Annotated in this window: 20 protein-coding genes and 7 tRNA genes; 2 read left to right on the top strand and 25 right to left on the bottom strand. The window is 56.9% G+C overall.

Features of this window, described 5'->3' with window-relative positions; translation table 11 throughout:
* Nucleotides 1–14: 14 nt before the first annotated feature.
* From nadD to leuS, 4 genes are read right to left on the bottom strand one after another with little or no spacing between them, the layout of a single operon-like run.
* The gene (gene nadD / locus AFK67_RS06020; protein WP_007710662.1) at nucleotides 15–686 is read right to left on the bottom strand and encodes a nicotinate-nucleotide adenylyltransferase; all 672 of its coding nucleotides are present in this window, start codon (nucleotides 684–686) and stop codon (nucleotides 15–17) included.
* Nucleotides 679–1,710, bottom strand: a complete 1,032-nt coding sequence (gene holA / locus AFK67_RS06025; RefSeq protein WP_007710659.1) for a DNA polymerase III subunit delta — start codon at nucleotides 1,708–1,710, stop codon at nucleotides 679–681. The genes nadD and holA overlap by 8 nt, the downstream gene beginning before the upstream one ends.
* A complete protein-coding gene (gene lptE, locus AFK67_RS06030; RefSeq protein ID WP_007710657.1) occupies nucleotides 1,710–2,309 on the bottom strand; it encodes an LPS assembly lipoprotein LptE in 600 nt (199 codons plus the stop codon). Before lptE ends, holA begins: the two co-directional genes overlap by 1 nt.
* Before the next feature lie 14 nt (nucleotides 2,310–2,323).
* Nucleotides 2,324–4,906 carry a leucine--tRNA ligase gene (leuS, locus tag AFK67_RS06035; protein WP_007710654.1) on the bottom strand — a complete coding sequence of 861 codons (2,583 nt, stop codon included), beginning with the start codon at nucleotides 4,904–4,906 and terminating at the stop codon, nucleotides 2,324–2,326.
* 228 nt (nucleotides 4,907–5,134) lie between these two features.
* Between leuS and AFK67_RS06040 the strand changes: the two genes are divergently transcribed.
* Entirely contained in the window at nucleotides 5,135–5,617 is a 483-nt protein-coding gene (locus tag AFK67_RS06040; protein WP_038884013.1) for a zinc ribbon-containing protein, read from the top strand.
* Nucleotides 5,618–5,677: 60 nt separating this feature from the next.
* On the opposite strand, the gene AFK67_RS06045 is transcribed toward AFK67_RS06040, so the two are convergent.
* From AFK67_RS06045 to miaB, 9 genes are all read right to left on the bottom strand, one after another.
* A complete protein-coding gene (locus AFK67_RS06045; RefSeq protein ID WP_007699518.1) occupies nucleotides 5,678–6,403 on the bottom strand; it encodes an amino acid ABC transporter ATP-binding protein in 726 nt (241 codons plus the stop codon).
* Complete coding sequence (gene gltK / locus AFK67_RS06050; protein WP_007710651.1) at nucleotides 6,403–7,077, bottom strand: glutamate/aspartate ABC transporter permease GltK; 675 nt, start codon at nucleotides 7,075–7,077, stop codon at nucleotides 6,403–6,405. Before gltK ends, AFK67_RS06045 begins: the two co-directional genes overlap by 1 nt.
* The gene (locus AFK67_RS06055) at nucleotides 7,077–7,817 is read right to left on the bottom strand and encodes an amino acid ABC transporter permease (protein ID WP_007710650.1); all 741 of its coding nucleotides are present in this window, start codon (nucleotides 7,815–7,817) and stop codon (nucleotides 7,077–7,079) included. Before AFK67_RS06055 ends, gltK begins: the two co-directional genes overlap by 1 nt.
* 164 nt (nucleotides 7,818–7,981) lie before the next feature.
* Nucleotides 7,982–8,887 carry an amino acid ABC transporter substrate-binding protein gene (locus AFK67_RS06060; protein WP_007710649.1) on the bottom strand — a complete coding sequence of 302 codons (906 nt, stop codon included), beginning with the start codon at nucleotides 8,885–8,887 and terminating at the stop codon, nucleotides 7,982–7,984.
* Nucleotides 8,888–9,237: 350 nt separating this feature from the next.
* Entirely contained in the window at nucleotides 9,238–10,779 is a 1,542-nt protein-coding gene (gene lnt / locus AFK67_RS06065; protein WP_007710648.1) for an apolipoprotein N-acyltransferase, read from the bottom strand.
* Nucleotides 10,780–10,783: 4 nt separating this feature from the next.
* Nucleotides 10,784–11,659, bottom strand: a complete 876-nt coding sequence (corC, locus tag AFK67_RS06070) for a CNNM family magnesium/cobalt transport protein CorC (RefSeq protein WP_007710647.1) — start codon at nucleotides 11,657–11,659, stop codon at nucleotides 10,784–10,786.
* Nucleotides 11,660–11,761: 102 nt separating this feature from the next.
* Entirely contained in the window at nucleotides 11,762–12,229 is a 468-nt protein-coding gene (gene ybeY / locus AFK67_RS06075; protein ID WP_007710637.1) for an rRNA maturation RNase YbeY, read from the bottom strand.
* Nucleotides 12,226–13,287 carry a PhoH family protein gene (locus AFK67_RS06080; protein ID WP_007710634.1) on the bottom strand — a complete coding sequence of 354 codons (1,062 nt, stop codon included), beginning with the start codon at nucleotides 13,285–13,287 and terminating at the stop codon, nucleotides 12,226–12,228. The genes ybeY and AFK67_RS06080 overlap by 4 nt, the downstream gene beginning before the upstream one ends.
* A gap of 203 nt (nucleotides 13,288–13,490) precedes the next feature.
* Complete coding sequence (miaB, locus tag AFK67_RS06085; protein WP_007710631.1) at nucleotides 13,491–14,915, bottom strand: tRNA (N6-isopentenyl adenosine(37)-C2)-methylthiotransferase MiaB; 1,425 nt, start codon at nucleotides 14,913–14,915, stop codon at nucleotides 13,491–13,493.
* A gap of 145 nt (nucleotides 14,916–15,060) precedes the next feature.
* On the opposite strand from miaB, the gene ubiF reads away from it, so the two are divergent.
* Nucleotides 15,061–16,236, top strand: a complete 1,176-nt coding sequence (ubiF, locus tag AFK67_RS06090) for a 3-demethoxyubiquinol 3-hydroxylase (protein WP_007710605.1) — start codon at nucleotides 15,061–15,063, stop codon at nucleotides 16,234–16,236.
* A 230-nt stretch (nucleotides 16,237–16,466) separates the two neighbouring features.
* On the opposite strand, the gene AFK67_RS06095 is transcribed toward ubiF, so the two are convergent.
* The 12 genes from AFK67_RS06095 to nagB form a co-directional block, all read right to left on the bottom strand.
* Nucleotides 16,467–16,541 (bottom strand) — tRNA-Gln (locus AFK67_RS06095).
* 91 nt (nucleotides 16,542–16,632) lie between these two features.
* Nucleotides 16,633–16,707, bottom strand: a tRNA-Gln gene (locus AFK67_RS06100).
* A 62-nt stretch (nucleotides 16,708–16,769) separates the two neighbouring features.
* A tRNA-Met gene (locus AFK67_RS06105) sits at nucleotides 16,770–16,846 on the bottom strand.
* A 29-nt stretch (nucleotides 16,847–16,875) separates the two neighbouring features.
* Nucleotides 16,876–16,950 (bottom strand) — tRNA-Gln (locus tag AFK67_RS06110).
* Between the two features lie 36 nt (nucleotides 16,951–16,986).
* Nucleotides 16,987–17,061, bottom strand: a tRNA-Gln gene (locus AFK67_RS06115).
* A 23-nt stretch (nucleotides 17,062–17,084) separates the two neighbouring features.
* Nucleotides 17,085–17,169: transfer RNA gene (locus AFK67_RS06120), tRNA-Leu, on the bottom strand.
* Nucleotides 17,170–17,177: 8 nt separating this feature from the next.
* Nucleotides 17,178–17,254, bottom strand: a tRNA-Met gene (locus AFK67_RS06125).
* 251 nt (nucleotides 17,255–17,505) lie between these two features.
* The gene (gene asnB / locus AFK67_RS06130; RefSeq protein ID WP_007728015.1) at nucleotides 17,506–19,170 is read right to left on the bottom strand and encodes an asparagine synthase B; all 1,665 of its coding nucleotides are present in this window, start codon (nucleotides 19,168–19,170) and stop codon (nucleotides 17,506–17,508) included.
* A gap of 298 nt (nucleotides 19,171–19,468) precedes the next feature.
* Nucleotides 19,469–20,221 carry an HAD-IIA family hydrolase gene (locus AFK67_RS06135; RefSeq protein WP_004387185.1) on the bottom strand — a complete coding sequence of 251 codons (753 nt, stop codon included), beginning with the start codon at nucleotides 20,219–20,221 and terminating at the stop codon, nucleotides 19,469–19,471.
* A 61-nt stretch (nucleotides 20,222–20,282) separates the two neighbouring features.
* Nucleotides 20,283–21,503, bottom strand: coding sequence for a DNA-binding transcriptional regulator NagC (gene nagC, locus AFK67_RS06140; RefSeq protein WP_007728017.1), 1,221 nt, complete (start codon nucleotides 21,501–21,503; stop codon nucleotides 20,283–20,285).
* A gap of 8 nt (nucleotides 21,504–21,511) precedes the next feature.
* Nucleotides 21,512–22,660: an N-acetylglucosamine-6-phosphate deacetylase gene (gene nagA, locus AFK67_RS06145; RefSeq protein ID WP_007728021.1), complete on the bottom strand. Its 1,149-nt coding sequence runs from the start codon at nucleotides 22,658–22,660 to the stop codon at nucleotides 21,512–21,514.
* A gap of 21 nt (nucleotides 22,661–22,681) precedes the next feature.
* Complete coding sequence (gene nagB, locus AFK67_RS06150) at nucleotides 22,682–23,482, bottom strand: glucosamine-6-phosphate deaminase (RefSeq protein WP_007670385.1); 801 nt, start codon at nucleotides 23,480–23,482, stop codon at nucleotides 22,682–22,684.
* Between the last annotated feature and the right edge of the window lie 200 nt (nucleotides 23,483–23,682).

The following is a 23,682-nucleotide window of genomic DNA, read 5'->3' on the forward strand; positions in this document are numbered from 1 at the left end:
GAACCGCAATCGGCTCAGCGCGCGTCCGGCGGCGAGCGGTAGAGCCCGTGACGATGAATGTAGTCGAGCACCACAGGCGGCAGCAGATCGTCGCACGGCTGCCGTTGCGCCAGACGCGCGCGAATGTCGGTGGCGGAAATGGGGTAGAGCGGGGTGTCGGCAAGATAGATTTTCCCGGCGGGCTGCCGATGAAGCTCATCGGCGTGCGCTGCGAGACGCGCCGACAACCAGCGGCGGTCTTCTTCGGTTTTCATTTCGACCGGATAACCCGGACGGCGGCAGACCAGCAGGTGACAGCACGCCAGCAAATCTTCGTAGCGGTGCCAGGTACGCAGCGTCAGCAAGGAATCCTGGCCGATAATAAACGCCAGCGGCGCGTCCGGCCCGGCTTCCTGGCGCAGCTGCGCCATCGTTTCGCTGGTCCATGACGGCGTCGGACGTTGCAGCTCGCGAGCGTCGAGGCGAAAGAGCGGGTGACCGGCAATCGCCAGTTCGACCATTTCTCTGCGCTGGGCGCTACTGGCGCCCGGCTGCAGGCGATGCGGCGGCACGTTGTTTGGCAGCATTGTCACCTGGGTGAGCTTCGCTTCTTTCGCCAGCGCCTCCACGGCGCGCAGATGACCGTAGTGAATAGGGTCGAACGTGCCGCCATACCAGGCCCTGAGCGTCGGGATGCTATCAGCCATCGATAAACACCTCCGCCAGCGCCTTATGGCACAGCACCAGAGAGAGGCTCTCCAGTTCCGGCCAGACGTTCTGGCCGTAATCCTGTTTAAGCGTGATTTCGCACTGCGTCAGCAGGCGCACGGCCTGCCACAGCCGGTCATCAGTCAGGCGCGACAGCGCTTCGCCAAGCAGCGGGCGGCGGTTCTGCCAGACGCGATGCTGATCGAACAGCGCGCGCAGCGGCGTCGTTGCCGACTGGCGCTTTAGTGTCACCAGCGTCAGCAATTCACGCTGCAGCGTGCGCAGCAGAATCACCGGTTCGGCGCCTTCGAGCCGCAGCTGTTGCAAAATATGCAGCGCGCGTTTGCTTTTGCCCGCCAGCAGCGCGTCGACCCAGTGAAAGGGAGTAAAGTGCGCGGCGTCATTGACCGCCTGCTCGACGCGCGGCAGCGTGAGTTTGCCGTCCGGCCAGATTAACGACAAGCGTTCAAGCGCCTGCGCCAGCGCCAGCAGGTTGCCTTCATAGCAATAGCAGAGCAGCTGGTTAGCGGCATCGTCGAGTTGCAAGTTCATCTGTTTCGCCCGGTTGGCGACCCAGCGCGGCAGCTGCGCCTGCTCCGGCGTCTGGCAGGTAACCTGCACGGCGCGGTCGGCGAGTGCGGTATACCACGCGGCGTTTTCCTGGGCTTTGGTGAGTTTATTTCCGCGCACGATCAGCAGGAGATCGTCATGCAACAGGCTGACCAGCGTGGCGAGTTGTTCATTGATAGCGGCGTTAGGGCCGTTTTCCGGCAGCGCCAGCAGCAGCGTCTGGCGGCTCGCGAACAGGCTCATCGCCTGACAGAGTGAAAATATAGCCTGCCAGTCGGTGCTGACATCAATGATAAAACGGTGATGCTCGTCAAACCCCTGCGTTTGCGCCTGATGCTGAATAGCGTCCTGACTCTCCTGGAGCAGCAGCGGATCGTTACCGAGCACTAAATAGGCCGCGCGCAGCCCTTCATTGAGCTGCGCGCGGAGTTGTTCAGGGTAAAGCCGTAGCATTACTGAACGGGGAGTGTCGTGGAGACGCGGTTGCCGGACGGCGCGGCGTCAGCGGCGGCAGGCGGTGTGGCAGTCTGCGGCGCGTCGCGGGTCTCTGCGACATCGCGCGCGTGAACGGCCACCAGTTTGCGGATCAGCTGCTCAGCGGCTTTATCATACATCTCCTGAACGATGATGGTGCGTTCAGCCGATTTCGCCAGCGCCGTCAGCGGGTTATCAAAGAACGAGCGGTACACGTGGGTGCTGATAGGGTAGATATCATGACCCGGGATCAGCACGCTGGCGTTCACCGTCATCACCATCTGGTACTCCGCGGTACGACCGTTCTGGAATACGGATGCGGTATCCTGCGAGACAGACGCGGCACCAATACGCAACGACGGCACGTCCTGGCGAATCGAGCTCGCCTCGACAATCTCGACGCCGTTCAGACGCAGCTGATTACGCACCGCACGCGTCAGCGGACCGTTCGGATCGCTGGAGTTAAGGATCAACGTATGCATTTGCTCCGGCACCTGCGTGGTATTGCGCAGATGCCAGCCGCAACCGGCGGTGAGCATCACCGCCAGGCCTACAAACAGAGTAATCAGATGTCGCACGCTTCCTCCTGCGCTTAGCCCACAACCAGGTTAAGCAGTTTGCCCGGTACGTAAATCACTTTACGCACGGTCACGCCGGCGAGGTATTTCGCCACCAGATGTTCCTGAGCGGCGCGCTCGCGCACCTGCTCTTCACTCGCGTCGGCCGCGACGGTGATTTTACCGCGCACTTTACCGTTGACCTGGACGACGACCAGCGTGGTGTCTTCCACCATCGCGTTCTCGTCAGCCTGCGGCCACGGCGCATTGTCGATATCGCCTTCGCCTTTCAGCTCCTGCCACAGCGTAAAGCTGACGTGCGGGGTGAACGGGTTAAGCATACGCACGACCGCCAGCAGCGCTTCACGCATTAACGCGCGATCCTGCTCGCCATCCTGCGGCGCTTTCGCCAGTTTATTCATCAGTTCCATGATGGCGGCGATAGCGGTGTTAAAGGTCTGACGGCGGCCGATATCATCGGACACTTTCGCGATGGTTTTATGAACGTCGCGACGCAGCGCTTTCTGATCGTCATTCAGCGCGTCAACGTTGAGCGCTGGCGCGTCGCCGAGGGACGTGTGCTCATACACCAGACGCCAGACGCGCTTCAGGAAGCGGTTCGCGCCTTCCACGCCGGATTCCTGCCATTCGAGCGTCATATCCGCCGGCGAGGCGAACATCATAAACAGACGCACGGTGTCGGCGCCGTAACGCTCCACCATTTCCTGCGGGTCGATGCCGTTGTTTTTGGACTTCGACATCTTGCTCATGCCGGTATACACCAGCTCGTGACCGGCAGCGTCGCTCGCTTTCACGATGCGGCCTTTCTCGTCGCGCTCGACGATAGCGTCTTTCGGGGAGACCCAGTTACGCTCGCCGTTCACGCCGACGTAATAGAACGCGTCGGCCAGCACCATGCCCTGACACAGCAGCTGTTTTGCCGGTTCGTCAGAATTCACCATGCCCGCGTCGCGCATCAGTTTGTGGAAGAAGCGGAAATAGAGCAGGTGCATGATGGCGTGTTCGATACCGCCGATATAGATATCAACCGGCAGCCAGTAGTTGGCCGCTTTCTCATCCAGCATGCCTTCTTTGTACTGCGGGCAGGTGTAGCGCGCGTAGTACCAGGACGACTCCATAAAGGTGTCGAAGGTGTCGGTTTCGCGCAGCGCTGGCTGACCGTTAACGGTGGTTTTCGCCCACTCCGGGTCTGCTTTAATCGGGCTGGTGATACCGTCCATAACCACATCTTCCGGCAGGATTACCGGCAGCTGATCTTCCGGCGTCGGCATTACCGTGCCATCTTCCAGCGTGACCATCGGGATCGGCGCGCCCCAGTATCGCTGACGCGAAACGCCCCAGTCGCGCAGACGGTAGTTTACTTTGCGCTCGCCCACGCCTTTCGCGGCGAGTTTATCGGCAATCGCGTTAAAGCCTGCCTTGAAATCCAGACCGTCAAACTCGCCCGAGTTAAACAGTACGCCTTTTTCCGTCAGCGCCTGCTCGCTCAGATCCGGCGCGGTGCCTTCTGAGGTCAGGATAACCGGTTTAATCGGCAGGCTGTATTTGGTCGCGAACTCATAGTCGCGCTGGTCGTGACCCGGAACCGCCATCACGGCGCCGGTGCCGTATTCCATCAACACAAAGTTCGCCGCCCATACCGGGATGGCTTCGCCGGTCAGCGGGTGAATCGCTTTCAGGCCGGTGTCGACGCCTTTTTTCTCCATCGTCGCCATATCGGCTTCGGCTACTTTGGTGTTGCGGCATTCCGCGATGAAGTCGCCCAGCGCCGGGTTAGCGGCAGCGGCGGCCTGCGCCAGCGGGTGACCCGCCGCGACGGCCAGATAGGTGACGCCCATGAAGGTATCCGGACGGGTAGTGTAAACCGTCAGCTTCTCGTCGCTGTTCTGGACGTCAAAGGTGATTTCCACGCCTTCGGAGCGGCCAATCCAGTTGCGCTGCATGGTTTTCACGGTGTCCGGCCAGTGGTCGAGCTTGTCCAGATCGTTCAGCAGTTCGTCAGCGTAAGCGGTGATTTTAATAAACCACTGCGGGATCTCTTTACGCTCAACTTTGGTGTCGCAGCGCCAGCAGCAGCCGTCAATAACCTGTTCGTTGGCAAGCACGGTCTGGTCGTTCGGGCACCAGTTCACCGCGGAGGTTTTCTTATACACCAGGCCTTTTTTATAGAGCTCGGTGAAGAATTGCTGCTCCCAGCGGTAGTATTCCGGCGTGCAGGTCGCCAACTCGCGGCTCCAGTCATAGCCGAAGCCCAGCATTTTGAGCTGGTTCTTCATGTAGTTGATGTTGTCGTAGGTCCACGGCGCCGGTGCGGTGTTATTTTTTACTGCCGCCCCTTCTGCAGGCAGGCCGAAGGCGTCCCAGCCGATAGGCTGCAGCACGTTTTTACCGAGCATACGCTGGTAGCGCGCGATCACATCGCCGATGGTGTAGTTACGAACGTGGCCCATGTGTAGTCGGCCAGAAGGATAGGGAAGCATCGACAGGCAGTAATACTTCTCTTTGCTCTCGTCTTCGGTCACTTCGAACGTGCGCTTCTCTTCCCAGTGAAGCTGTACTTTGGATTCTATCTCTTCCGGGCGATATTGCTCTTGCATGGCAGCCAGTAGTCCTGTTTTCAATACAGCTACAAATGTAGCTTTAACGTGTGTTATTTCAGATCCGCATAGCATAGCCGATTCGACCGCCGCACAACAGCCTTTCAGCGGAGGCGGAATGAATAAGAAAAACCGCGCTTTTCACAGGCGTTGTGCGCTGTCAGACAAAGCGCCGCGGGATTAACGTCTACAATAAGAAGAGGTTACCCATCCAGGAGGAGAAAGGCGATGAACAAGGTTGCGCAGTACTACCGTGAACTGGTGGCCTCGCTCACCGAACGCTTACGTAACGGCGAGCGCGATATCGATGCGCTGGTGGAAAGCGCCAGGCTGCATATCGCCCGCAGCGGCGAGCTTACCCGCACGGAGGAAGACGAAGTGACCCGCGCGGTGAGGCGCGATCTTGAAGAATTCGCCCGCAGCTATGGCGAAAGCCAGGATGAGCTGACGGACAGCGTTTTTCTGCGGGTAATAAAAGAAAGCGTCTGGCAGGAACTCGCGGATATCACCGATAAAACCCAGCTGGAATGGCGTGAGGTGTTTCAGGATCTCAACCATCACGGCGTGTATCACAGCGGCGAAGTGGTGGGGCTTGGCAATCTGGTATGCGAAAACTGCCATCATCACCTGGCGTTTTACACGCCCGAAGTGCTGCCGGTTTGCCCGAAATGCGGCCATAACCAGTTCCAGCGTCGGCCGTTTGAGCCGTAACCTACAACGCGCGGGCCGACGCCCGCGCGGATTTTCGTGTTGATGTAGTGTGCGGAAGACTTAGTGCAGGATTTTCGCGAGGAAGTCTTTCGCGCGTTCCGATTTCGGGTTGGCGAAGAACTCTTCTTTCGGCGAATCTTCCACAATTTTACCTTCATCCATAAAGATAACGCGATGCGCGACCTTGCGCGCAAAGCCCATCTCGTGGGTCACGACCATCATCGTCATCCCTTCCTGCGCCAGTTCCACCATCACATCCAGCACTTCGTTGATCATTTCAGGGTCGAGCGCGGAGGTGGGTTCGTCAAACAGCATCGCCACCGGGTCCATACAGAGCGCGCGCGCAATCGCCACACGTTGCTGCTGGCCGCCGGAGAGCTGTGACGGGAATTTATTGGCATGCGCGGAAAGCCCGACGCGCTCCAGCAGTTTCAGCCCTTTTTCACGGGCAGCAGCTTTATCGCGCTTCAGGACTTTTACCTGCGCCAGCGTCAGGTTTTCGATAATAGACAGGTGCGGGAACAGCTCGAAGTGCTGGAACACCATGCCAACATGCGAGCGCAGCTGCGCCAGGTTGGTTTTTTTATCGTTGACGCGGGTGCCGTTCACGACGATTTCGCCCTGCTGAACAGGTTCGAGGCCGTTAACGGTTTTAATCAGCGTCGACTTGCCGGAGCCGGAAGGGCCGCACACCACCACAACTTCGCCTTTCTTCACGGCCGTGGAGCAGTCGGTAAGCACCTGAAAGTGACCATACCATTTCGAAACGTTTTTCAGGGTAATCATTATACAGTCCTTTTCTTCAGCCAACTGACCAACAGCGATGCACTTAAACTAATGACAAAGTAAACGGCGCCTGCAAACAGGATCATCTCCACCTGAGTGCCGTCGCGCTCGCCAATCGTCGACGCGGTGCGGAAGAAATCCGCGAGGCTCAGCACATATACCAGCGAGGTATCCTGGAACAACACAATGCCCTGCGTCAGCAGCAGCGGCACCATGGCGCGGAACGCCTGCGGCAGGATAATCAGCTTCATGGATTGCCAGTGGGTCATCCCCAGCGCCAGCGCGGCGCTCGACTGACCGCGGGAGATGCTCTGGATACCGGCGCGGATAATTTCCGAATAGTACGCGGCTTCAAACATCGAAAACGCGACCATCGCAGAGATGAGGCGAATATCGGTTTTCGGCGAGATCCCCAGCACATCCTGCAAAATGCCCGGCACAATCAGGTAAAACCACAGCAGTACCATTACTAGCGGAATAGAGCGAAACACGTTGACGTACGCCGTGGCAAACCAGGCGAACGGCTTGAACGCAGAAAGGCGCATGACCGCCAGCAGCGTGCCCCAGACGATGCCGATAATCACGGCCGTGACGGTGATTTTTAAGGTAATGACCAGCCCTGCCAGCAGATAGGGCATAGAGGGAACAATCGATCCCCAGTCGAACTCGTACATTATTTGCTCCCCATATTGCCCGGCAGGCGAACCTTACGTTCCACCAGATTCATCACCACCATGATGACCGTATTGATAAACACATAGGCGAGCGTAATAGCCGTAAACGATTCCCAGGCGTGGGCGGAGTAGTCGAGCAGCTTGCCCGCCTGCGCCGCCATATCCACCAGACCGATGGTTGAGGCGATAGCCGAGTTCTTCACCAGGTTCATCATTTCGGAGGTCATCGGCGGCACAATCACGCGATAGGCGTTCGGTAGCAGCACGTAGCGATAGGTTTGCGGCAGCGTCAGGCCCATTGCGAGCCCGGCGTTCTTCTGACCGCGCGGCAGCGACTGGATAGCGGCGCGCACCTGTTCGCACACGCGGGCGGCGGTGAAGAGGCCGAGGCAGATCATCGACGAGAGGAAAAACTGTACGTTGGGATCGAGCTCCGCTTTAAACCACATGCCGAGATCTTCCGGCAGCAGTTCCGGCACGACCAGATACCAGGTAAAGAACTGGACGATCAGCGGAACGTTGCGGAAAAGCTCGACATAGCAGGTGCCGATGGCGGAGAGAAAGCGGTTTGGCACGGTGCGCAGAATACCGAACAGGGAGCCGACCAGGAACGCGATTATCCAGGCAGTGATCGACAGCGCGACCGTTACCTGAAAGCCACTCCATAGCCAACCTAAGTAGGTGGTGTTGCCGAACGGCGCATCCTGTAAAAAGATGCCCCAGTTCCAGTCTATAGACATAACGGACTCCGAAAAAAAAGGGGGGTAGCAGCGCTACCCCCTAAGATTGATGAGAAGCCTCTTGTATTCGCGCCGGATGGGGAACGGCCATCCGACGTATAGTCTGTCCGGGCTTCATGTCGTCAATCGTGAGGGCAGGGTGACCCGCCCCTTAATGGTTGTAATTAGTTAAGCGCTTTATCGTTAGGCTCTTTGAACAGGGCTTTCATGTCCTCTGAAAGCTCGAAGTTCAGGTTAAGGTTTTTCGGCGGAATCGGGTTTTTAAACCACTTATCAAACCATTTCGCCGCTTCGCCGGAGGTCTGCGCCTGGGCGATGGTATCGTCTACCAGCTTTTTGAAGGACTCGTCGCCTTTACGCAGCATACAGCCGTAGGCTTCTTTGGACTGCGGCGTGCCGACGATTTCCCAGTTGTCCGGTTTCTTCGCTTTCGCGCGCTCGCCGGCCAGCAGGGCGTCATCCATCATAAAGGCCACCGCGCGGCCGCTTTCCAGGGTGCGGAAAGAGTCGCCGTGGTCTTTGGCGCTAATGATGCGCATATCCATTTTCTTCTCGTCGTTGAGCTTGTGCAGCAGCACTTCAGAGGTGGTGCCGGAGGTCACAACGACCGCTTTGCCTTTCAGATCCGGAAAATCTTTAATCGGGCCGCCTTTTTTCACCAGCAGGCGGGTGCCCACAACGAAAATGGTGTCAGAGAACGCCGCCTGTTTCTGGCGCTCCAGGTTGTTGGTTGTGGAGCCGCATTCGAAATCGAAGGTGCCGTTTTGCAGCAGCGGGATACGGTTTTGCGAGGTAATCGGGATCATTTTAACCTGCAGATCCGGCTTGTTGAGCTGCTTTTTCACGGCTTCAACGATAGCGTCGGAGTAAGCCTGCGAGTAGCCGACCACTTTTTGCTGGTTGTCGTAATAGGAGAAAGGAACTGAGGATTCGCGATGGCCGACGACGATAACGCCGTTCGCTTTGATTTTATCCAGCGTGCTTTGACCGCTGCCTGCTTCTTCCGCGTGAGCCAGACCCGCGCTCAGGCCCATTACCAGCATTGCTGCGGTCAGTTTACGTAACTGCATATCCAACTCCTTTATCGCGGCGCCAGAGACGCCATTGATACCCAATTGTGAATGTGTGTTGTTATATCCTGCCGTCCCGCCAGCAGCGTTAGTACCGTGTTGGTACCATTTAGCCTGGCTGGATGTAAATAATTTGCTGTGAATTTGTTTATTTTTGCGAAGCGCGCCGCACCAATTAGAGGCAAAAATGCGGCGTTGCACTAAAGTGGTGCCGCAAAAGCGTATTGCTGGTGCAATAAACGCGCCTGCATCGCCTGTGAAGGCGTTTCAGCTAAATCATTGGATTAACTAAAGCAAAGGGTATGCCAGAAAAGAAAAAGGCCAGCATAGCTGACCTTTTTAGCGGCAATTTACACGCGTCTGCGCCTGCCGAGGCTTATCAGCACCGCGGCGAAGCCGCCGAGCGCGACGATAATCCAGATAATCGCGTTGCCGAAACGGGCGTAGGGGGTGAGCCCGCTGGTGGGCGTGACGGAGGCGTTTAACACCTCGCGGGTGAACTGCGGGATGATCGACTGCACGTCGCCGTTCGGGTTAACCACCGCCGTGACGCCGTTATTGGTGCTGCGCAGCAGCGGACGCGCCAGCTCCAGCGCGCGCATACGCGCCATCTGCAAATGCTGCCACGGGCCGATGGAGTGGCCGAACCAGGCATCGTTTGAAATCGTCAGCAGGAAATCGGTGTCCGGGCGGAAGTTATCGCGCACCTGTTCGCCGAGAATGATTTCATAGCAGATAGCGGCCGTCAGCTTCATGCCGTGCGCCTGCAGTTGCGGTTGCAGGTAAGGGCCGCGGCTGAACGAGGACATCGGCAGGTCGAAGAACGGTGCCAGCGGTCGAAGGAGAGACTCCAGCGGCACAAACTCGCCAAACGGCACCAGATGGTTTTTATGGTAGCGATTAGCGGAGTTGTAGCTGTAAGGCGTATCGCCGCCGAGCGTGATAATGGTGTTATAGGTGTCGTAACGGTTTTTGTCGTTAAGACGCGCATCCACCACGCCGGTTATCAGCGTCGCGTCATTCGCGCGCAGCACTGTATCGAGGTCGCGCAGGAACGGCTGCTGGTTGCTCTCTAAATCGGGGATAGCGGATTCCGGCCAGATAATCAGTCCGGCTTTGCCGAACTGCGCCCGCGTGGCGTTGAGGTAGATACGCAGCGTATTCACCAGCTCGCCCTCATCCCACTTCATCGACTGCGGAATATTGCCCTGCACCAGTGCGACGTTTATCGCGCGCTCGGCGTGCGGCTGATACCACTGGATGTAGCGCAGCGGGAAGGGGAGCGCGAACAGCACCAGCGCGCAAACGGCGGGCTTCCAGGCGCGACGCGCCAGCGCCAGCACCAGAAGACCGCTGACCGCCATCAGTAAGAAGTTGATCGCCTCGACGCCCATCACCGGCGCCAGGCCTTTCAGCGGGCCGTCTATCTGACTGTAGCCGAACTGCAGCCACGGGAACCCGGTCAGCACCCAGCCGCGCAGAAACTCGGTGAGATGCCAGACGACCGGCGCAGCGACCGCCACGCGCAGCCAGCCGGTTTTCGGCCACAGGCGCGCCAGCACGCCGGCGAAAAGGCCGGTATACAGCGACAGGTAGGCGGCAAGCAGCACGACCAGCGCCACGTTAACCGGGCCCGGCATACCGCCAAACTGGGCGATACTGACATAGACCCAGTTCACGCCGCTGCCAAACAGACCCATCCCCCAGGCAAAACCAATCCAGGCGCTTTGCATCGGGCGGCGGTTTAGGGTGAGCCCCTGAAGGCCCATCAGCGAAATGAGGGCGGCGGGCCAGAAATCATAAGGGGAAAAGGCCAGCGTTCCGCTGGCACCGAAAAGCAGCGCCAGCAGCAGACGCACGCGCTGGCGTTCAATCAATGAGGCAAGAGCCATTCCATTAGTCTTCCAGTTTAGGCTGCGGCGAATTTTCCGGCATTCTGACGTGGACCTGGATAATACGACGGCTGTCCGCCATAGCAACTTTAAACTGGTAACCATCGATGTCGATGGTTTCGCCGCGCGCAGGCAGGTGGCCAAACGCCTGCATCACCAGACCGCCGATGGTGTCCACTTCTTCATCGCTAAACTGTGTGCCGAAGGTGTCATTGAAATCTTCAATAGACGCCAGCGCGCGCACGGTCCAGGTGTGGCGGCTCAGCTGACGGAAATCGATATCTTCTTCGTCGTCATATTCGTCTTCGATTTCACCGACGATAAGCTCCAGAATATCTTCGATGGTCACAAGCCCGGACACGCCGCCGAATTCGTCAATCACGATAGCCATGTGGTAGCGCTGTGAGCGGAACTCTTTCAGCATCCGGTCAACCCGTTTGCTTTCCGGCACGACAACCGCCGGGCGCAACACTTTATCCATGCTGAAGGCGTCGGCATCGCTGCGCATAAACGGCAGCAGATCCTTGGCCATCAAAATCCCTTCAATGTGATCTTTGTCTTCGCTGATCACCGGGAAACGCGAATGCGCCGATTCGATAATGACGTCGAGACATTCATCGAGGCTCTGGTTGCGTTTGAGGGTGACCATCTGAGAGCGGGGGATCATGATGTCGCGAACGCGCTGGTCGGCGATATCCATTACCCCTTCGAGCATGTCGCGCGTATCCTGGTCGATAAGCTCGTTCTGCTCGGAATCACGGATAAGCTCAAGCAGTTCATCACGGTTTTTCGGTTCACCGTGGAAAAGCTGGCTTAAGAGGAGGGAGAAAAATCCCTTTTTGTTAAGTGAGTCGCTACTGTGTGAGTTGTCGTCGCTCATGGCGTTAATTCAGGGTTCTCATGTTAGTGGATGTGTCGCCCGCGGCGGTAAATACACGCCGCGGCGATAGAAATCACGGGCGGCAGCGGACTGCCGCACAGATTATGCTTTCTCGGCAATGTACGGATCGTCAAAGCCCAGGGCAAGCATTATCTCGGTTTCGATGCCTTCCATCTCTTCGGCTTCGTCATCCTCGATATGGTCATAGCCCAACAGATGCAGACTGCCGTGCACCACCATATGCGCCCAGTGGGCTTCCAGCGGCTTTTCCTGCTCCTGCGCTTCGCGCTCCACCACCTGACGACAGATAATCAGATCGCCAAGTAGCGGCAGCTCGATGCCTGGCGGCGCTTCGAACGGAAACGACAGCACGTTGGTCGATTTATCCTTACCGCGGTAGGTCAGATTTAAATCATGACTTTCCGCTTCATCCACCAGTCGTACCGTCACCTCTGATTCTTCCTGAAACTGTGGGATGACGGCATTCAGCCATGTCTGAAACTGGGCTTCGTCCGGCAAACCGGCGATGTCTTCGCAGGCAACCTGCAAATCAAGGATAACCTGACTCATTTACTCTCCTGCGTGCCAGCGGCCAGCGCCAGCGCTTCGCGTTTACGTTCCGCCGCCTGTTCGGCCTTGCGTTTCTGGTCAGCCTCTTCCCAGGCTTCATAGGCGGTGACGATACGCGCAACGACCGGGTGGCGTACCACGTCTTCGCTGTGGAAGAAGTTAAAGCTGATTTCCTCCACCTCCGACAGCACTTCAATGGCGTGACGCAGACCGGACTTCAGGTTTCTCGGCAAGTCGATTTGCGTGACGTCGCCGGTAATAACTGCCTTAGAGTTAAAGCCGATACGCGTCAGGAACATCTTCATCTGCTCGATGGTGGTGTTCTGGCTCTCATCAAGAATGATGAACGCGTCGTTGAGCGTGCGACCACGCATATACGCGAGCGGCGCGACTTCAATCACGTTGCGCTCCATCAGTTTCTCTACGCGCTCAAAACCTAACATTTCAAACAGCGCGTCGTAGAGCGGCCGCAGGTATGGGTCAACCTTCTGGCTGAGATCGCCTGGCAGGAAGCCGAGCTTTTCACCCGCTTCCACCGCCGGGCGGGTCAGCAGAATGCGGCGGATCTCCTGACGCTCCAGCGCGTCCACGGCGGCCGCGACCGCGAGATACGTTTTACCGGTACCGGCAGGGCCGATACCAAACGTGATGTCGTGGTCAAGGATGTTGGCGATATACTGCGCCTGGTTCGGCGTGCGGGGTTTAATCACGCCGCGTTTGGTCTTGATATTGACCGCTTTGCCGTACTCCGGCACGCTTTCGGCGCTCTGCTCCAGCACGCGAAACTCTTTGATAGCCAGATGGATCTGTTCCGGCTCGATCTCTTTGATTTCGCCGCGCATCGGTGCCGTATCGACATACAGATGGCGCAGAATATCCGTCGCGGCGCTGACGCAAATGGTGCGGCCGGTCAGTTTAAAGTGGTTGTCGCGACGGGCGATTTCGATGCCGAGGCGGCGTTCCAGCTGTTTGATGTTGTCATCAAAGGGTCCACAGAGGCTAAGCAGACGAGCGTTGTCTGCAGGTTCCAGCGTAAATTCACGTGTTTCGATATTCAAACTTGTCCTCTTGGTCACACAGGGCCAGTTAAGGTGAATAAAATGCCTGCTGATTTTCACAGGGCCTTAGAGAAATTATTCACGGCGAGGGAAAAAGGCGCAAGCGACAACCCGGATATTTGGGTGACGCTTTCAGAATACAAGAGCGGATGGGTGAAAAATAAGCGTATGCCGCAGCGGGGCGGCATACGTGAGACAGCGGGTTACGGCTGGAAAATGCCGACGCCGAGTTCGTTCTCTTTGCGGGTGCGGGCGATGATCGCCGCCGGGGATTCCACTACGCGCAGGCCCATCTCTTCCTCGGTGCGGATAACTTTGCCGCGCAGGGAGTTCGGAAACACCTCGGTTATTTCCACATCGACGAATTTACCGACCATCTCCGGCGCGCCTTCGAAATTCACCACACGGTTATTTTCGGTGCGTCCGGAAAGCTCCATGATGCTTTTACGCGACGTGCCTTCCACCAGGATGCGCTGGGTCGTGCCGAGCATACGGCGGCTCCAGGCCATCGCCTGCTGGTTGATGCGCTCCTGCAGAATATACAGACGCTGCTTTTTCTCTTCTTCCGGCACGTCGTCCACCATGTCGGCGGCCGGGGTGCCGGGGCGTGCGGAGAAAATAAAGCTGTAGCTCATATCGAAATTGACCTCGGCAATCAGCTTCATGGTCTGTTCGAAATCCTGCTGGGTTTCGCCAGGGAAGCCGACGATAAAGTCGGAGCTAATCTGGATATCCGGACGCGCAGCGCGCAGCTTGCGGATAATCGCTTTATATTCCAGCGCCGTGTGGGTGCGTCCCATCATGTTCAGCACGCGGTCGGAGCCGCTTTGCACCGGCAGATGCAGGAAACTCACCAGCTCCGGGGTATCGCGATACACTTCGATGATATCGTCAGTGAATTCGATCGGGTGGCTGGTGGTGAAGCGAATACGGTCGATACCATCGATAGCGGCCACCAGACGCAGCAGATCGGCGAAAGTGCCGATGGTGCCGTCGTAGTTTTCGCCGCGCCAGGCGTTCACGTTCTGCCCGAGCAGGTTAACTTCACGTACGCCCTGTGCCGCGAGCTGGGCGATTTCCAGCACGATGTCGTCGCTCGGACGGCTGACTTCTTCGCCGCGGGTGTACGGAACCACGCAGTAGGTGCAGTATTTGTTGCAGCCTTCCATGATGGAAACGAACGCCGTCGGGCCTTCCGCGCGCGGCTCCGGCAGACGGTCGAATTTCTCGATTTCCGGGAAGCTGATGTCAACGACCGGGCTGCGGGTGCCTTTCACCTGGTTGATCATTTCCGGCAGGCGGTGCAGAGTCTGAGGCCCGAAAATAATGTCGACGTAGCGGGCGCGATCGCGAATATGATCGCCTTCCTGAGAGGCCACGCAGCCGCCCACGCCGATAATCACATCCGGGTTCTTTTCCTTTAACGTTTTCCAGCGCCCTAACTGATGGAAAACCTTCTCCTGTGCCTTCTCGCGGATTGAGCAGGTATTCAGCAGCAGAATATCTGCTTCTTCCGCCACGTCGGTCAGCGTAAAGCCGTGCGTGGTTTCCAGCAGATCGGCCATCTTCGATGAATCGTATTCGTTCATCTGACAGCCCCAGGTTTTAATATGGAGTTTTTTTGTCATTGACTTGCCATTGCTCAGTTAAAGCCACTCATTTTGGCCGCGTATTGTAATGCTTTGACGTGTTCGTGACCAGTGGCGAGGCAAAGACGTCAGGCGGCGAAAAATCCGGTAAACTGAAGGGAGACTGCTTAAGGACAAAATGACCATGACAAATCAACCTATTGAAGTCGCCGTCGTCGGCGGTGGCATGGTGGGCGCCGCGGCCGCGCTGGGGCTGGCGCAAAATGGTTTTCAGGTGGCGGTAGTCGAGCACGCCGCGCCGCCCGCGTTTTCGCCGCAAAATCCGCCGGACGTGCGGATCTCTTCCATCAGCTGCGCTTCTGTGGATCTGCTGCGCGGGCTGGGCGTCTGGCAGCGGGTGCTGGAGATGCGCGCGCATCCTTATCGTCGCCTCGAAACCTGGGAGTGGAACGAGGCACGCGTTGAATTCAGCGCTGACGAGCTGCAACTGCCCGAACTCGGCTACATGGTGGAAAACAGCGTACTGCAACGCGCGCTGTGGGAGGCGCTGGAGGCGCATCCGGCCGTTAAACTGCTGTGCCCGACGACGCTCACGCAGATGACCGCCTCGCAACACGGGTATCAGCTGGCGCTGGATAATGGCGAAACGCTCGACGCGCGGCTGGTCATCGGCGCCGATGGCGCAAGCTCGCAGGTGCGCAAATGGGCCGGGATCGGGGTGAACGCCTGGCAATATCAGCAGTCGTGTTTGCTCATCAGCGTGCAGTGCCAGCAACCGCCTGGCGACAGCACATGGCAGCATTTTACGCCCAACGGGCCGCATGCGTTTCTGCCGCTGTTTGATAACTGGGCCTCGCTGGTCTGGTATGACCGCCCGGCGCGCGTTCGTCAACTGCAGGCGATGAATATGACGCAGCTCGGGCGCGAGATCGCGGCGGCGTTTCCATCGCGGCTCGGCGGCGTGACGCCGGTCACCTGCGGCGCGTTTCCGCTGGTGCGCCGACATGCACTGCGTTACGTGCTGCCGGGTGTCGCGCTGGTGGGCGACGCCGCGCATACCATTCACCCGCTGGCGGGGCAGGGCGTGAATCTCGGCTATCGCGATGTAGATGCGCTGTTGAAGGTGGTGATTGATGCCCGCAATGCGGCGGAAGACTGGGCGTCTGGCGAGGTGCTCAAGCGCTACCAGCGTCGCCGGCTGCCGGATAATCTGCTGATGCAAAGCGGTATGGATCTCTTCCACGCGGGCTTTACCGCGAAGCTGAAGCCGCTGCGGGTGCTGCGCAATCTGGGGCTTATCGCCGCCCAGCGGTCGGGCGTACTGAAGCGTCAGGCGCTGCGATATGCGCTCGGTTTATAACGCCTTAGTTACAACATGCTTATTGCTGCGTTTAATGACATGGCGGAGGCGTTAGCGCCGTCATCGCCTGGCAGCGGTGAGCGAGGGGAGTGAAAAGGCCTGCATGCGCGGGCTTTTTTATTGCGTGATGCTGCAAGAGAACGGCAGAGTTTGGGAAGCGCGCTAAAGACAGCGCTATACAGTTGAGGCGCAGAAAAGAAAAAAGCCTGCTTTCGCAGGCTTTTAAAGAGTGGCTGGGGTACGAGGATTCGAACCTCGGAATGGTGGAATCAGAATCCACTGCCTTACCGCTTGGCGATACCCCAACAAAATGTTGGTACTGAATGATCAGTTAAAGGAAGAAACAAAGAACCTTTAACCTGTGCGTTTAGCTTGTTGCCAACCGCTTCTTCAAAGTGGCTGGGGTACGAGGATTCGAACCTCGGAATGGTGGAATCAGAATCCACTGCCTTACCGCTTGGCGATACCCCAAGAAACTCTTGCGAATTTTACTTCGCGCTATCCCACATTAAAAATGCAAGACGCTTTAAATATGGTGGCTACGACGGGAATCGAACCTGTGACCCCAGCATTATGAGTGCTGTGCTCTAACCAGCTGAGCTACGTAGCCAAATTTTGTTACTCACCAGCCATGACGACTGGCTGGGGTACCTGGATTCGAACCAGGGGATGCCGGTATCAAAAACCGGTGCCTTACCGCTTGGCGATACCCCAACGACCACTGCGTTATACGCAAAAGTCGAAGAAATATGGCTGGGGTACCTGGATTCGAACCAGGGAATGCCGGTATCAAAAACCGGTGCCTTACCGCTTGGCGATACCCCATCCGTGCAACGCTAACCCGGGAATGGTGCGGGAGGCGAGACTTGAACTCGCACACCTTGCGGCGCCAGAACCTAAATCTGGTGCGTCTACCAATTTCGCCACTCCCGCAAAAAAGATGGTGGCTACGACGGGAATCGAACCTGTGACCCCATCATTATGAGTGATGTGCTCTAACCAGCTGAGCTACGTAGCCATCTTTTTTTCGCGTTACCTTATCGGCGTTGCGGGGCGCATTATGCGTATTGGGCCTGGAAGCGTCAACACCTTTTTTGGCGAAAATCGACGGATTGTGACTGTTTGACTAGCTTGCGAACAGCTTGATGCAATATTCGTCGATTCCGGGCGAATTATCCACTAAGTCAATGGAAAACGAGACACTGCCCGAACATCTTTGCGCCCATAAAAAAACGGGCCGTGAAGGCCCGTTGTTCATTTAAAGCTCGCTTATTTGTAGGCGGACTGATGTACGCCCACTGCGCGGCCTGACGGATCGTTCATGGTTTTGAATGCTTCATCCCATTCGATAGCTTTTGCAGAAGAGCAGGCAACGGACGGCCCGCCCGGCACGCACTCCGCTGCGCTCGGCACCGGGAAGAGTTCTTCAAAAATCTCGCGGTAAAGGTACGCTTCTTTAGACGACGGCGTATTGTACGGAAAACGGAAGCTGGCCGTGGCTAACTGCTGATCGGTGACCTGCTCTGCGGCCACTTCTTTCAGTGTATCGATCCAGCTGTAGCCGACGCCGTCAGAGAACTGCTCTTTCTGGCGCCACGCCACGCTCGCCGGCAGGTAAGATTCAAAACATTCACGCAGAATATGTTTTTCCATCTTGCCGTTGCCGCACATTTTATCCTGCGGGTTGATGCGCATCGCCACATCGAGGAATTTCTTATCGAGGAACGGCACGCGCGCTTCAACGCCCCAGGCCGACATCGCTTTGTTGGCACGCGCGCAGTCAAACATATGCAGCGCCTGCAGTTTACGCACGGTCTCTTCATGCAGCTCTTTCGCATTCGGCGCTTTATGGAAGTAAAGGTAGCCGCCGAACACTTCGTCTGAACCCTCGCCGGAGAGCACCATCTTAATGCCCATCGCTTTGATTTTACGGGACATTAAATACATCGGAGTCGACGCGCGAATGGTTGTCACATCGTAGGTTTCGATGTGGTAAATCACGTCACGAATAGCATCCAGCCCTTCCTGAACGGTAAAGTGGATTTCATGGTGTACCGTACCGAGATGGTTCGCCACTTCCTGTGCTGCTTTCAGATCCGGCGAGCCTTCAAGGCCAACCGCAAAGGAGTGCAGCTGCGGCCACCAGGCTTCGGAGCGCTCCTGATCTTCCACGCGGCGCGCGGCGAATTTCTTGGTAATAGCCGAGATAACAGACGAGTCCAGACCGCCCGAGAGCAGCACGCCATACGGCACGTCAGACATTAAGTGGCTCTTCACGGCGTCTTCCAGCGCCTGACGCAGCTCGGCTTTATCCGTCACGTTGTCTTTTACCGCGTCATAGTCAAACCAGTCGCGCTGGTAGTACTGGCGGATTTCGCCGTCCTGGCTCCACAGATAGCTGCCCGCCGGGAACTCTTTAATGGTGCGGCATACCGGCACCAGCGATTTCATCTCGGAAGCGACATAAAAGTTGCCGTGCTCATCGTGGCCCATATAAAGCGGGATGATGCCGATATGGTCGCGACCAATCAGGTACGCGTCTTTTTCGCTGTCATAGAGCACGAAAGCGAACATGCCCTGTAATTCGTCGAGAAATTCCGGCCCCTTCTCCTGATACAGCGCCAGGATAACTTCGCAGTCAGAGCCGGTCTGGAACTGGAAACGATCGCCGTACTCCGCGCGCAGCGCCTGATGGTTGTAGATCTCGCCATTAACGGCCAGCACATGCGTTTTTTCGGTGTTGTAGAGCGGCTGCGCGCCTGCGTTGACGTCGACGATAGAAAGACGTTCATGCGCGAGAATAGCTTTATCGCTGGCGAAAACGCCGGACCAGTCCGGGCCGCGGTGGCGCATCAGGCGCGAGAGCTCAAGTGCTTTTTTACGCAGTTCAACCGCATCAGTTTTAATATCCAGCACACCAAAAATAGAACACATAGAAAACTCCGTTAACCCTGGCGGTGATGTTGTGTTGTCTGTCTGCGAGGCGTTGCGGTTTATGCAATGTTTTCGCGTCGGCCTCCGTTATTGATTAAGAAAATGCCGTAAATGATGCGGTCTGTGCAAGTCTTTTAGCGTCGGAGTAATAAATAGTTCAACAGGCGTTAGCGGAAATTTAAAAATGGTTATCAAAAACGCTGTGTTTTTGATGATTCAGCAAAAATATAGCGATTTTATTGAATGCGGTCTTTGCGCAAAGGGCAAAAAAAACGGCCATCGTTAATGGCCGTTGGGATTAGATAACGTCGATTTCGGCGACGGAAGGGTAGATCCAGCTTGGCCGGAACGGCATGGCGTCGATATCGTTAATGGTAGAAACGCCGGACAATACCAGGATGGTTTCGAGCCCGGCCTGGAATCCCGCCAGAATATCGGTACGCAGGTTGTCGCCGACAATCACGGTATGCTCGGAGTGCGCCTGCATTTTGTTCAGCGCTGCGCGAATGATCCACGGGCTCGGCTTGCCGACATAAAACGGCTTGCGGCCAGAGATTTTCTCAATGCCCGCGCACAGCGCGCCGCACGCCGGGTAAAAGCCGCGCCCGTGCGTGTCGGGGTTAGTGGCGATAAATCGCGCGCCATTGGCGACGAAAAAGGCGGCTTTATGCATCATTTCCCAGTTATAGGAGCGGGTTTCGCCGACAATCACAAAATCAGGGTTGATATCGGTGATGGTAAAGCCGGCTTTATATAGCTCGTGAATTAATGCCCCTTCGCCGACCACATAGGCCTTTTTACCTTCCTGACGACGCAGGAAATCCGCCGTCGCCATGGCGGAGGTGTAGAACACGCTGTCCGGCACGTCGATCCCGGCGGAGGCGAAACGGTTAGCCAGATCCTGGCCGGTCTGGGAAGGGTAGTTGGTCAGCAGAACCAGCGGAAACCCTTTTTCGAGGATGCGGGTCAGAAACTCGCTGGCGCCGGGCACCGCAACGTTATCGTGCATCAGCACGCCATCGATATCGCAAATTACGTTCTGAATGGTCATGGACTACTCTGGCTCAGGGAACAGAAAGGCGTAACTATAGCGCAAACGCCAAAGTCACTCGTTAACTTTCCAGCAAACGCTGTAATAACAATCCGTTAAGCATGGCGCGTTTCACCAGCGCAAACGCGCCGATCGCCGAGCGGTGATCGAGCTGCGACGGCACCACCGGCAGGTTTTTACGAAACGCTTTCAGGGACTGGGTGTTGATGCAGCTTTCGATAGCGGGCAGCAGCACTTTCTGCGCCTCCACGATTTCTCCGGCGATCACCACTTTTTGCGGGTTAAACAGGTTAATGGCGATAGCGATAGTTTTGCCCAGTTGACGCCCGACGCGCTCCACCACTTCACAGGCCAGCGCATCACCCCGGTTGGCGGCTTTGCAAATCGCTTTGATGTTGCACTCGTCCGCCGTCAGGCGGCTCTGGTAACCCTGTTCAAGCAGTTGACGCACGCGCTGCTCTATCGCAGCGTTAGCGGCGACGGTTTCCAGACACCCGAAGTTGCCACAGTGACAGCGCTCGCCTAAAGGATCGACCTGGATATGGCCAATCTCGCCGACGTTGCCGTTGCGGCCGATGAAAATGCGCCCGTTGGAGATAATCCCTGCGCCCGTGCCGCGGTGAACGCGCACCAGAATGGAGTCTTCGCAGTCGCGCGTTGCACCGAAGTAGTGCTCTGCCAGCGCCAGGCTACGGATGTCGTGCCCGACAAAACAGGCGACGTTGAAGCGATTTTGCAGCGCGTCGACCAGCGGCCAGTTCTCCACGTTAATGTGCGGCATATAGCGGATAACGCCGCTTTCCGGGTCAACAAGGCCCGGCAGAATAACGGAGACGGCGATGAGCTCGCGGATTTTGCGCTGCCAGGTTTCGATAAACTGCGCGATGGTGTTCAACAGCGCGTGCTCCAGCGTTTCCTGGGTGCGCTCGGGCAGGGGGAAATGTTCTTCCGCCAGCACTTTGCTGCTCAGATCAAACAGCGTCAGCGTGGCGTCGTGTCGGCCAAGCCGCACGCCGACCGCCTGAAAATGCCGGGTTTCCGTGATGATGGAGATAGCGCGGCGGCCCCCGGTAGAGGCCTGCTGATCGACTTCTTTAATCAGGCCGCGCTCAATCAGCTGGCGAGTAATTTTGGTAACGCTGGCGGGCGCGAGCTGGCTCTGTTCGGCTATCTGTATGCGCGATATCGGTCCATGCTGGTCGATAAGGCGATACACCGCCGCGCTGTTAAGCTGTTTTACGAGATCAACGTTGCCAATTTGAGCCTGTCCGCCAGTCGTCATGCCTTTATTTACTCAGTAACGACCTCGTTACCATTAACGATGGTCTTGATGATTTTATAATCGCGGGTAAAGGCGGTGAGATTCGCCACTTTGCCCGCTTCAACGCTGCCAAGCCGGTGCGCCACGCCCATGGCGCGAGCCGGATAAAGCGTCGCCATACGCAGCGCTTCGTCCAGTGCGATATTGACATGCTCCACCAGGTTGCGCACGCCTTCGATCATGGTCAACGCCGAACCACTGAGGGTGCCGTTCTCGTCCACGCACAGGCCATTGCGGTAGTATATTGTTTTACCAGCAAAAATGAACTCATCAATATTGGCACCTGCGGGCGCCGTTGCATCGGTCACCAGACAAAGTTTGTCGCCTTTTACCTTTTTTGCGAGACGCACGTTCGCGAAATCCACGTGCAGGCCGTCGGCGATAATGCCGCAAAAGACATCCGGCTCGTCAAAGATTGCGCCGGTAAGGCCAGGCTCGCGGCCGGTGATATACGGCATCGCGTTAAAAAGGTGCGTGGCAAAGCGGATCCCGGCGCGGAAGCCTTTTTTCGCTTCTTTCAGCGTCGCGTTGGAGTGCCCGGCGGAGACCACGATGCCAGCGGCCGTCAGTTTTGCAATAACCTCCGGCGCGACGCGTTCCGGCGCGAGCGTGATTTTGGTGATGACATCGGCGTTCTCACACAGATAATCCACCAGTTCCGCGTCCGGCTCACGCACATAATCCGGGTTATGCGTGCCTTTTTTGACGATATTCAGCCACGGGCCTTCAAGGTGCAGACCGAGCGCCTGGTTTTTATGGTGCGCCAGGTAGTCGCGCATCACGCGCACGCCCTGTTTCATCAGCGCATCGCTACAGGTGATCAGCGTCGGCAGATAGCTGGTGCAGCCCGATTTCTCATTGGCCTTTTGCATGATTTCCAGCGTGTCGACCGAGACGGCGTCTGCCGTGTCGTTAAACTGCACGCCACCGCAGCCGTTCAGCTGCACGTCGATAAAACCGGGGGCGATGATGGCGCCGCCCATATCGCGCTGCTCGATCCCTGCTGGCAGGTCAGCCAGCGGGCACAGGCGCTCAATCAGGCCATCGGCGATAACAATCGCGTGGTCATCCAGAATGTCGTGACCGGTATAAATCCGGCCATGGGTTAAAGCGTACATAATGCCCCCGGTAAACAGTCCTTAAAGATCTTTAATATTCTCAGCTTCGAGCTCGGTGAAGTATTTTAACGTCTTCACTTTCAGTTCCATGGTGGAAGGCTCATCGCAGACGATAACCGCTTTCGGATGCAGCTGCAGACAGCTGATGGTCCACATATGATTCACATTGCCTTCAACGGCTGCCTGCAGCGCCTGCGCCTTAACGTGGCCCAGAACCAGAATCATGACTTCCTGCGCGTCCAGCAGCGTGCCGACGCCCACCGTAAGGGCGTATTTTGGCACCTGATTCACATCGCCGCCAAAGAAACGCGAATTCGCCACGCGGGTGTCATGCGTCAGCGTTTTGATACGGGTACGGGAGGCCAGCGAAGACGCAGGCTCATTGAACGCGATATGACCGTCGTTGCCCACGCCGCCCATAAACAGATGAATTTTGCCGTAAGCTCGAATTTTTTCTTCATAGCGGCGGCATTCTGCGTCAATATCCGGCGCGTTGCCATCCAGCAGGTTGATATTTTCTTCGGGAATATCAACGTGGTCGAAGAAATTGCGGTACATAAAGCTGTGGTAGCTTTCCGGATGATCTTTCGGCAGCCCGACATATTCATCCATGTTAAAGGTCACCACATGTTTGAAGCTCACCTGGCCCGCTTTGTGCATCTCAATCAGCGCTTTGTAGGCTTCAAGCGGCGTGCCGCCTGTCGGCAGGCCGAGAACGAAAGGACGGTCAGCGGTGGGGTTGAAATCGTTAATGCGCTTAACAATATGGCGGGCGGCCCATTTGCCTACCTGCTGCGGCGTAGCCAGCGGAATCAGTCTCATTGTTCACCTCGAAAGTTAGAAAACAGGCGCGGATTGAACGACGCACAGTGTAAGGGTATACCCGTTCGCTGAAAGCGGGAGCAATCCGTCTCGATTTTTTGAATGATAAAATAAGTTTTCGAGGTAAGCCATAGGTCAGGGTGTGTAACTACGATATTTGGTGATAAAAATCACAGAAAAGACGCGTTTAATTTGCGAGG

It is taken from the genome of Cronobacter dublinensis subsp. dublinensis LMG 23823 (assembly GCF_001277235.1).
GTDB classification, from domain to species: domain Bacteria; phylum Pseudomonadota; class Gammaproteobacteria; order Enterobacterales; family Enterobacteriaceae; genus Cronobacter; species Cronobacter dublinensis.

What these genes read in the sequence shown, in the direction of transcription:
- nadD (WP_007710662.1), bottom strand. Translation starts at nt 686, where the DNA reads ATGGCTGATAGCATCCCGACGCTCAGGGCCTGGTATGGCGGCACGTTC.
- holA (WP_007710659.1), bottom strand. Translation starts at nt 1,710, where the DNA reads ATGCTACGGCTTTACCCTGAACAACTCCGCGCGCAGCTCAATGAAGGG.
- leuS (WP_007710654.1), bottom strand. Translation starts at nt 4,906, where the DNA reads ATGCAAGAGCAATATCGCCCGGAAGAGATAGAATCCAAAGTACAGCTT.
- AFK67_RS06040 (WP_038884013.1), top strand. Translation starts at nt 5,135, where the DNA reads ATGAACAAGGTTGCGCAGTACTACCGTGAACTGGTGGCCTCGCTCACC.
- AFK67_RS06045 (WP_007699518.1), bottom strand. Translation starts at nt 6,403, where the DNA reads ATGATTACCCTGAAAAACGTTTCGAAATGGTATGGTCACTTTCAGGTG.
- gltK (WP_007710651.1), bottom strand. Translation starts at nt 7,077, where the DNA reads ATGTACGAGTTCGACTGGGGATCGATTGTTCCCTCTATGCCCTATCTG.
- AFK67_RS06055 (WP_007710650.1), bottom strand. Translation starts at nt 7,817, where the DNA reads ATGTCTATAGACTGGAACTGGGGCATCTTTTTACAGGATGCGCCGTTC.
- AFK67_RS06060 (WP_007710649.1), bottom strand. Translation starts at nt 8,887, where the DNA reads ATGCAGTTACGTAAACTGACCGCAGCAATGCTGGTAATGGGCCTGAGC.
- lnt (WP_007710648.1), bottom strand. Translation starts at nt 10,779, where the DNA reads ATGGCTCTTGCCTCATTGATTGAACGCCAGCGCGTGCGTCTGCTGCTG.
- corC (WP_007710647.1), bottom strand. Translation starts at nt 11,659, where the DNA reads ATGAGCGACGACAACTCACACAGTAGCGACTCACTTAACAAAAAGGGA.
- ybeY (WP_007710637.1), bottom strand. Translation starts at nt 12,229, where the DNA reads ATGAGTCAGGTTATCCTTGATTTGCAGGTTGCCTGCGAAGACATCGCC.
- miaB (WP_007710631.1), bottom strand. Translation starts at nt 14,915, where the DNA reads ATGACAAAAAAACTCCATATTAAAACCTGGGGCTGTCAGATGAACGAA.
- ubiF (WP_007710605.1), top strand. Translation starts at nt 15,061, where the DNA reads ATGACAAATCAACCTATTGAAGTCGCCGTCGTCGGCGGTGGCATGGTG.
- asnB (WP_007728015.1), bottom strand. Translation starts at nt 19,170, where the DNA reads ATGTGTTCTATTTTTGGTGTGCTGGATATTAAAACTGATGCGGTTGAA.
- AFK67_RS06135 (WP_004387185.1), bottom strand. Translation starts at nt 20,221, where the DNA reads ATGACCATTCAGAACGTAATTTGCGATATCGATGGCGTGCTGATGCAC.
- nagC (WP_007728017.1), bottom strand. Translation starts at nt 21,503, where the DNA reads ATGACGACTGGCGGACAGGCTCAAATTGGCAACGTTGATCTCGTAAAA.
- nagA (WP_007728021.1), bottom strand. Translation starts at nt 22,660, where the DNA reads ATGTACGCTTTAACCCATGGCCGGATTTATACCGGTCACGACATTCTG.
- nagB (WP_007670385.1), bottom strand. Translation starts at nt 23,482, where the DNA reads ATGAGACTGATTCCGCTGGCTACGCCGCAGCAGGTAGGCAAATGGGCC.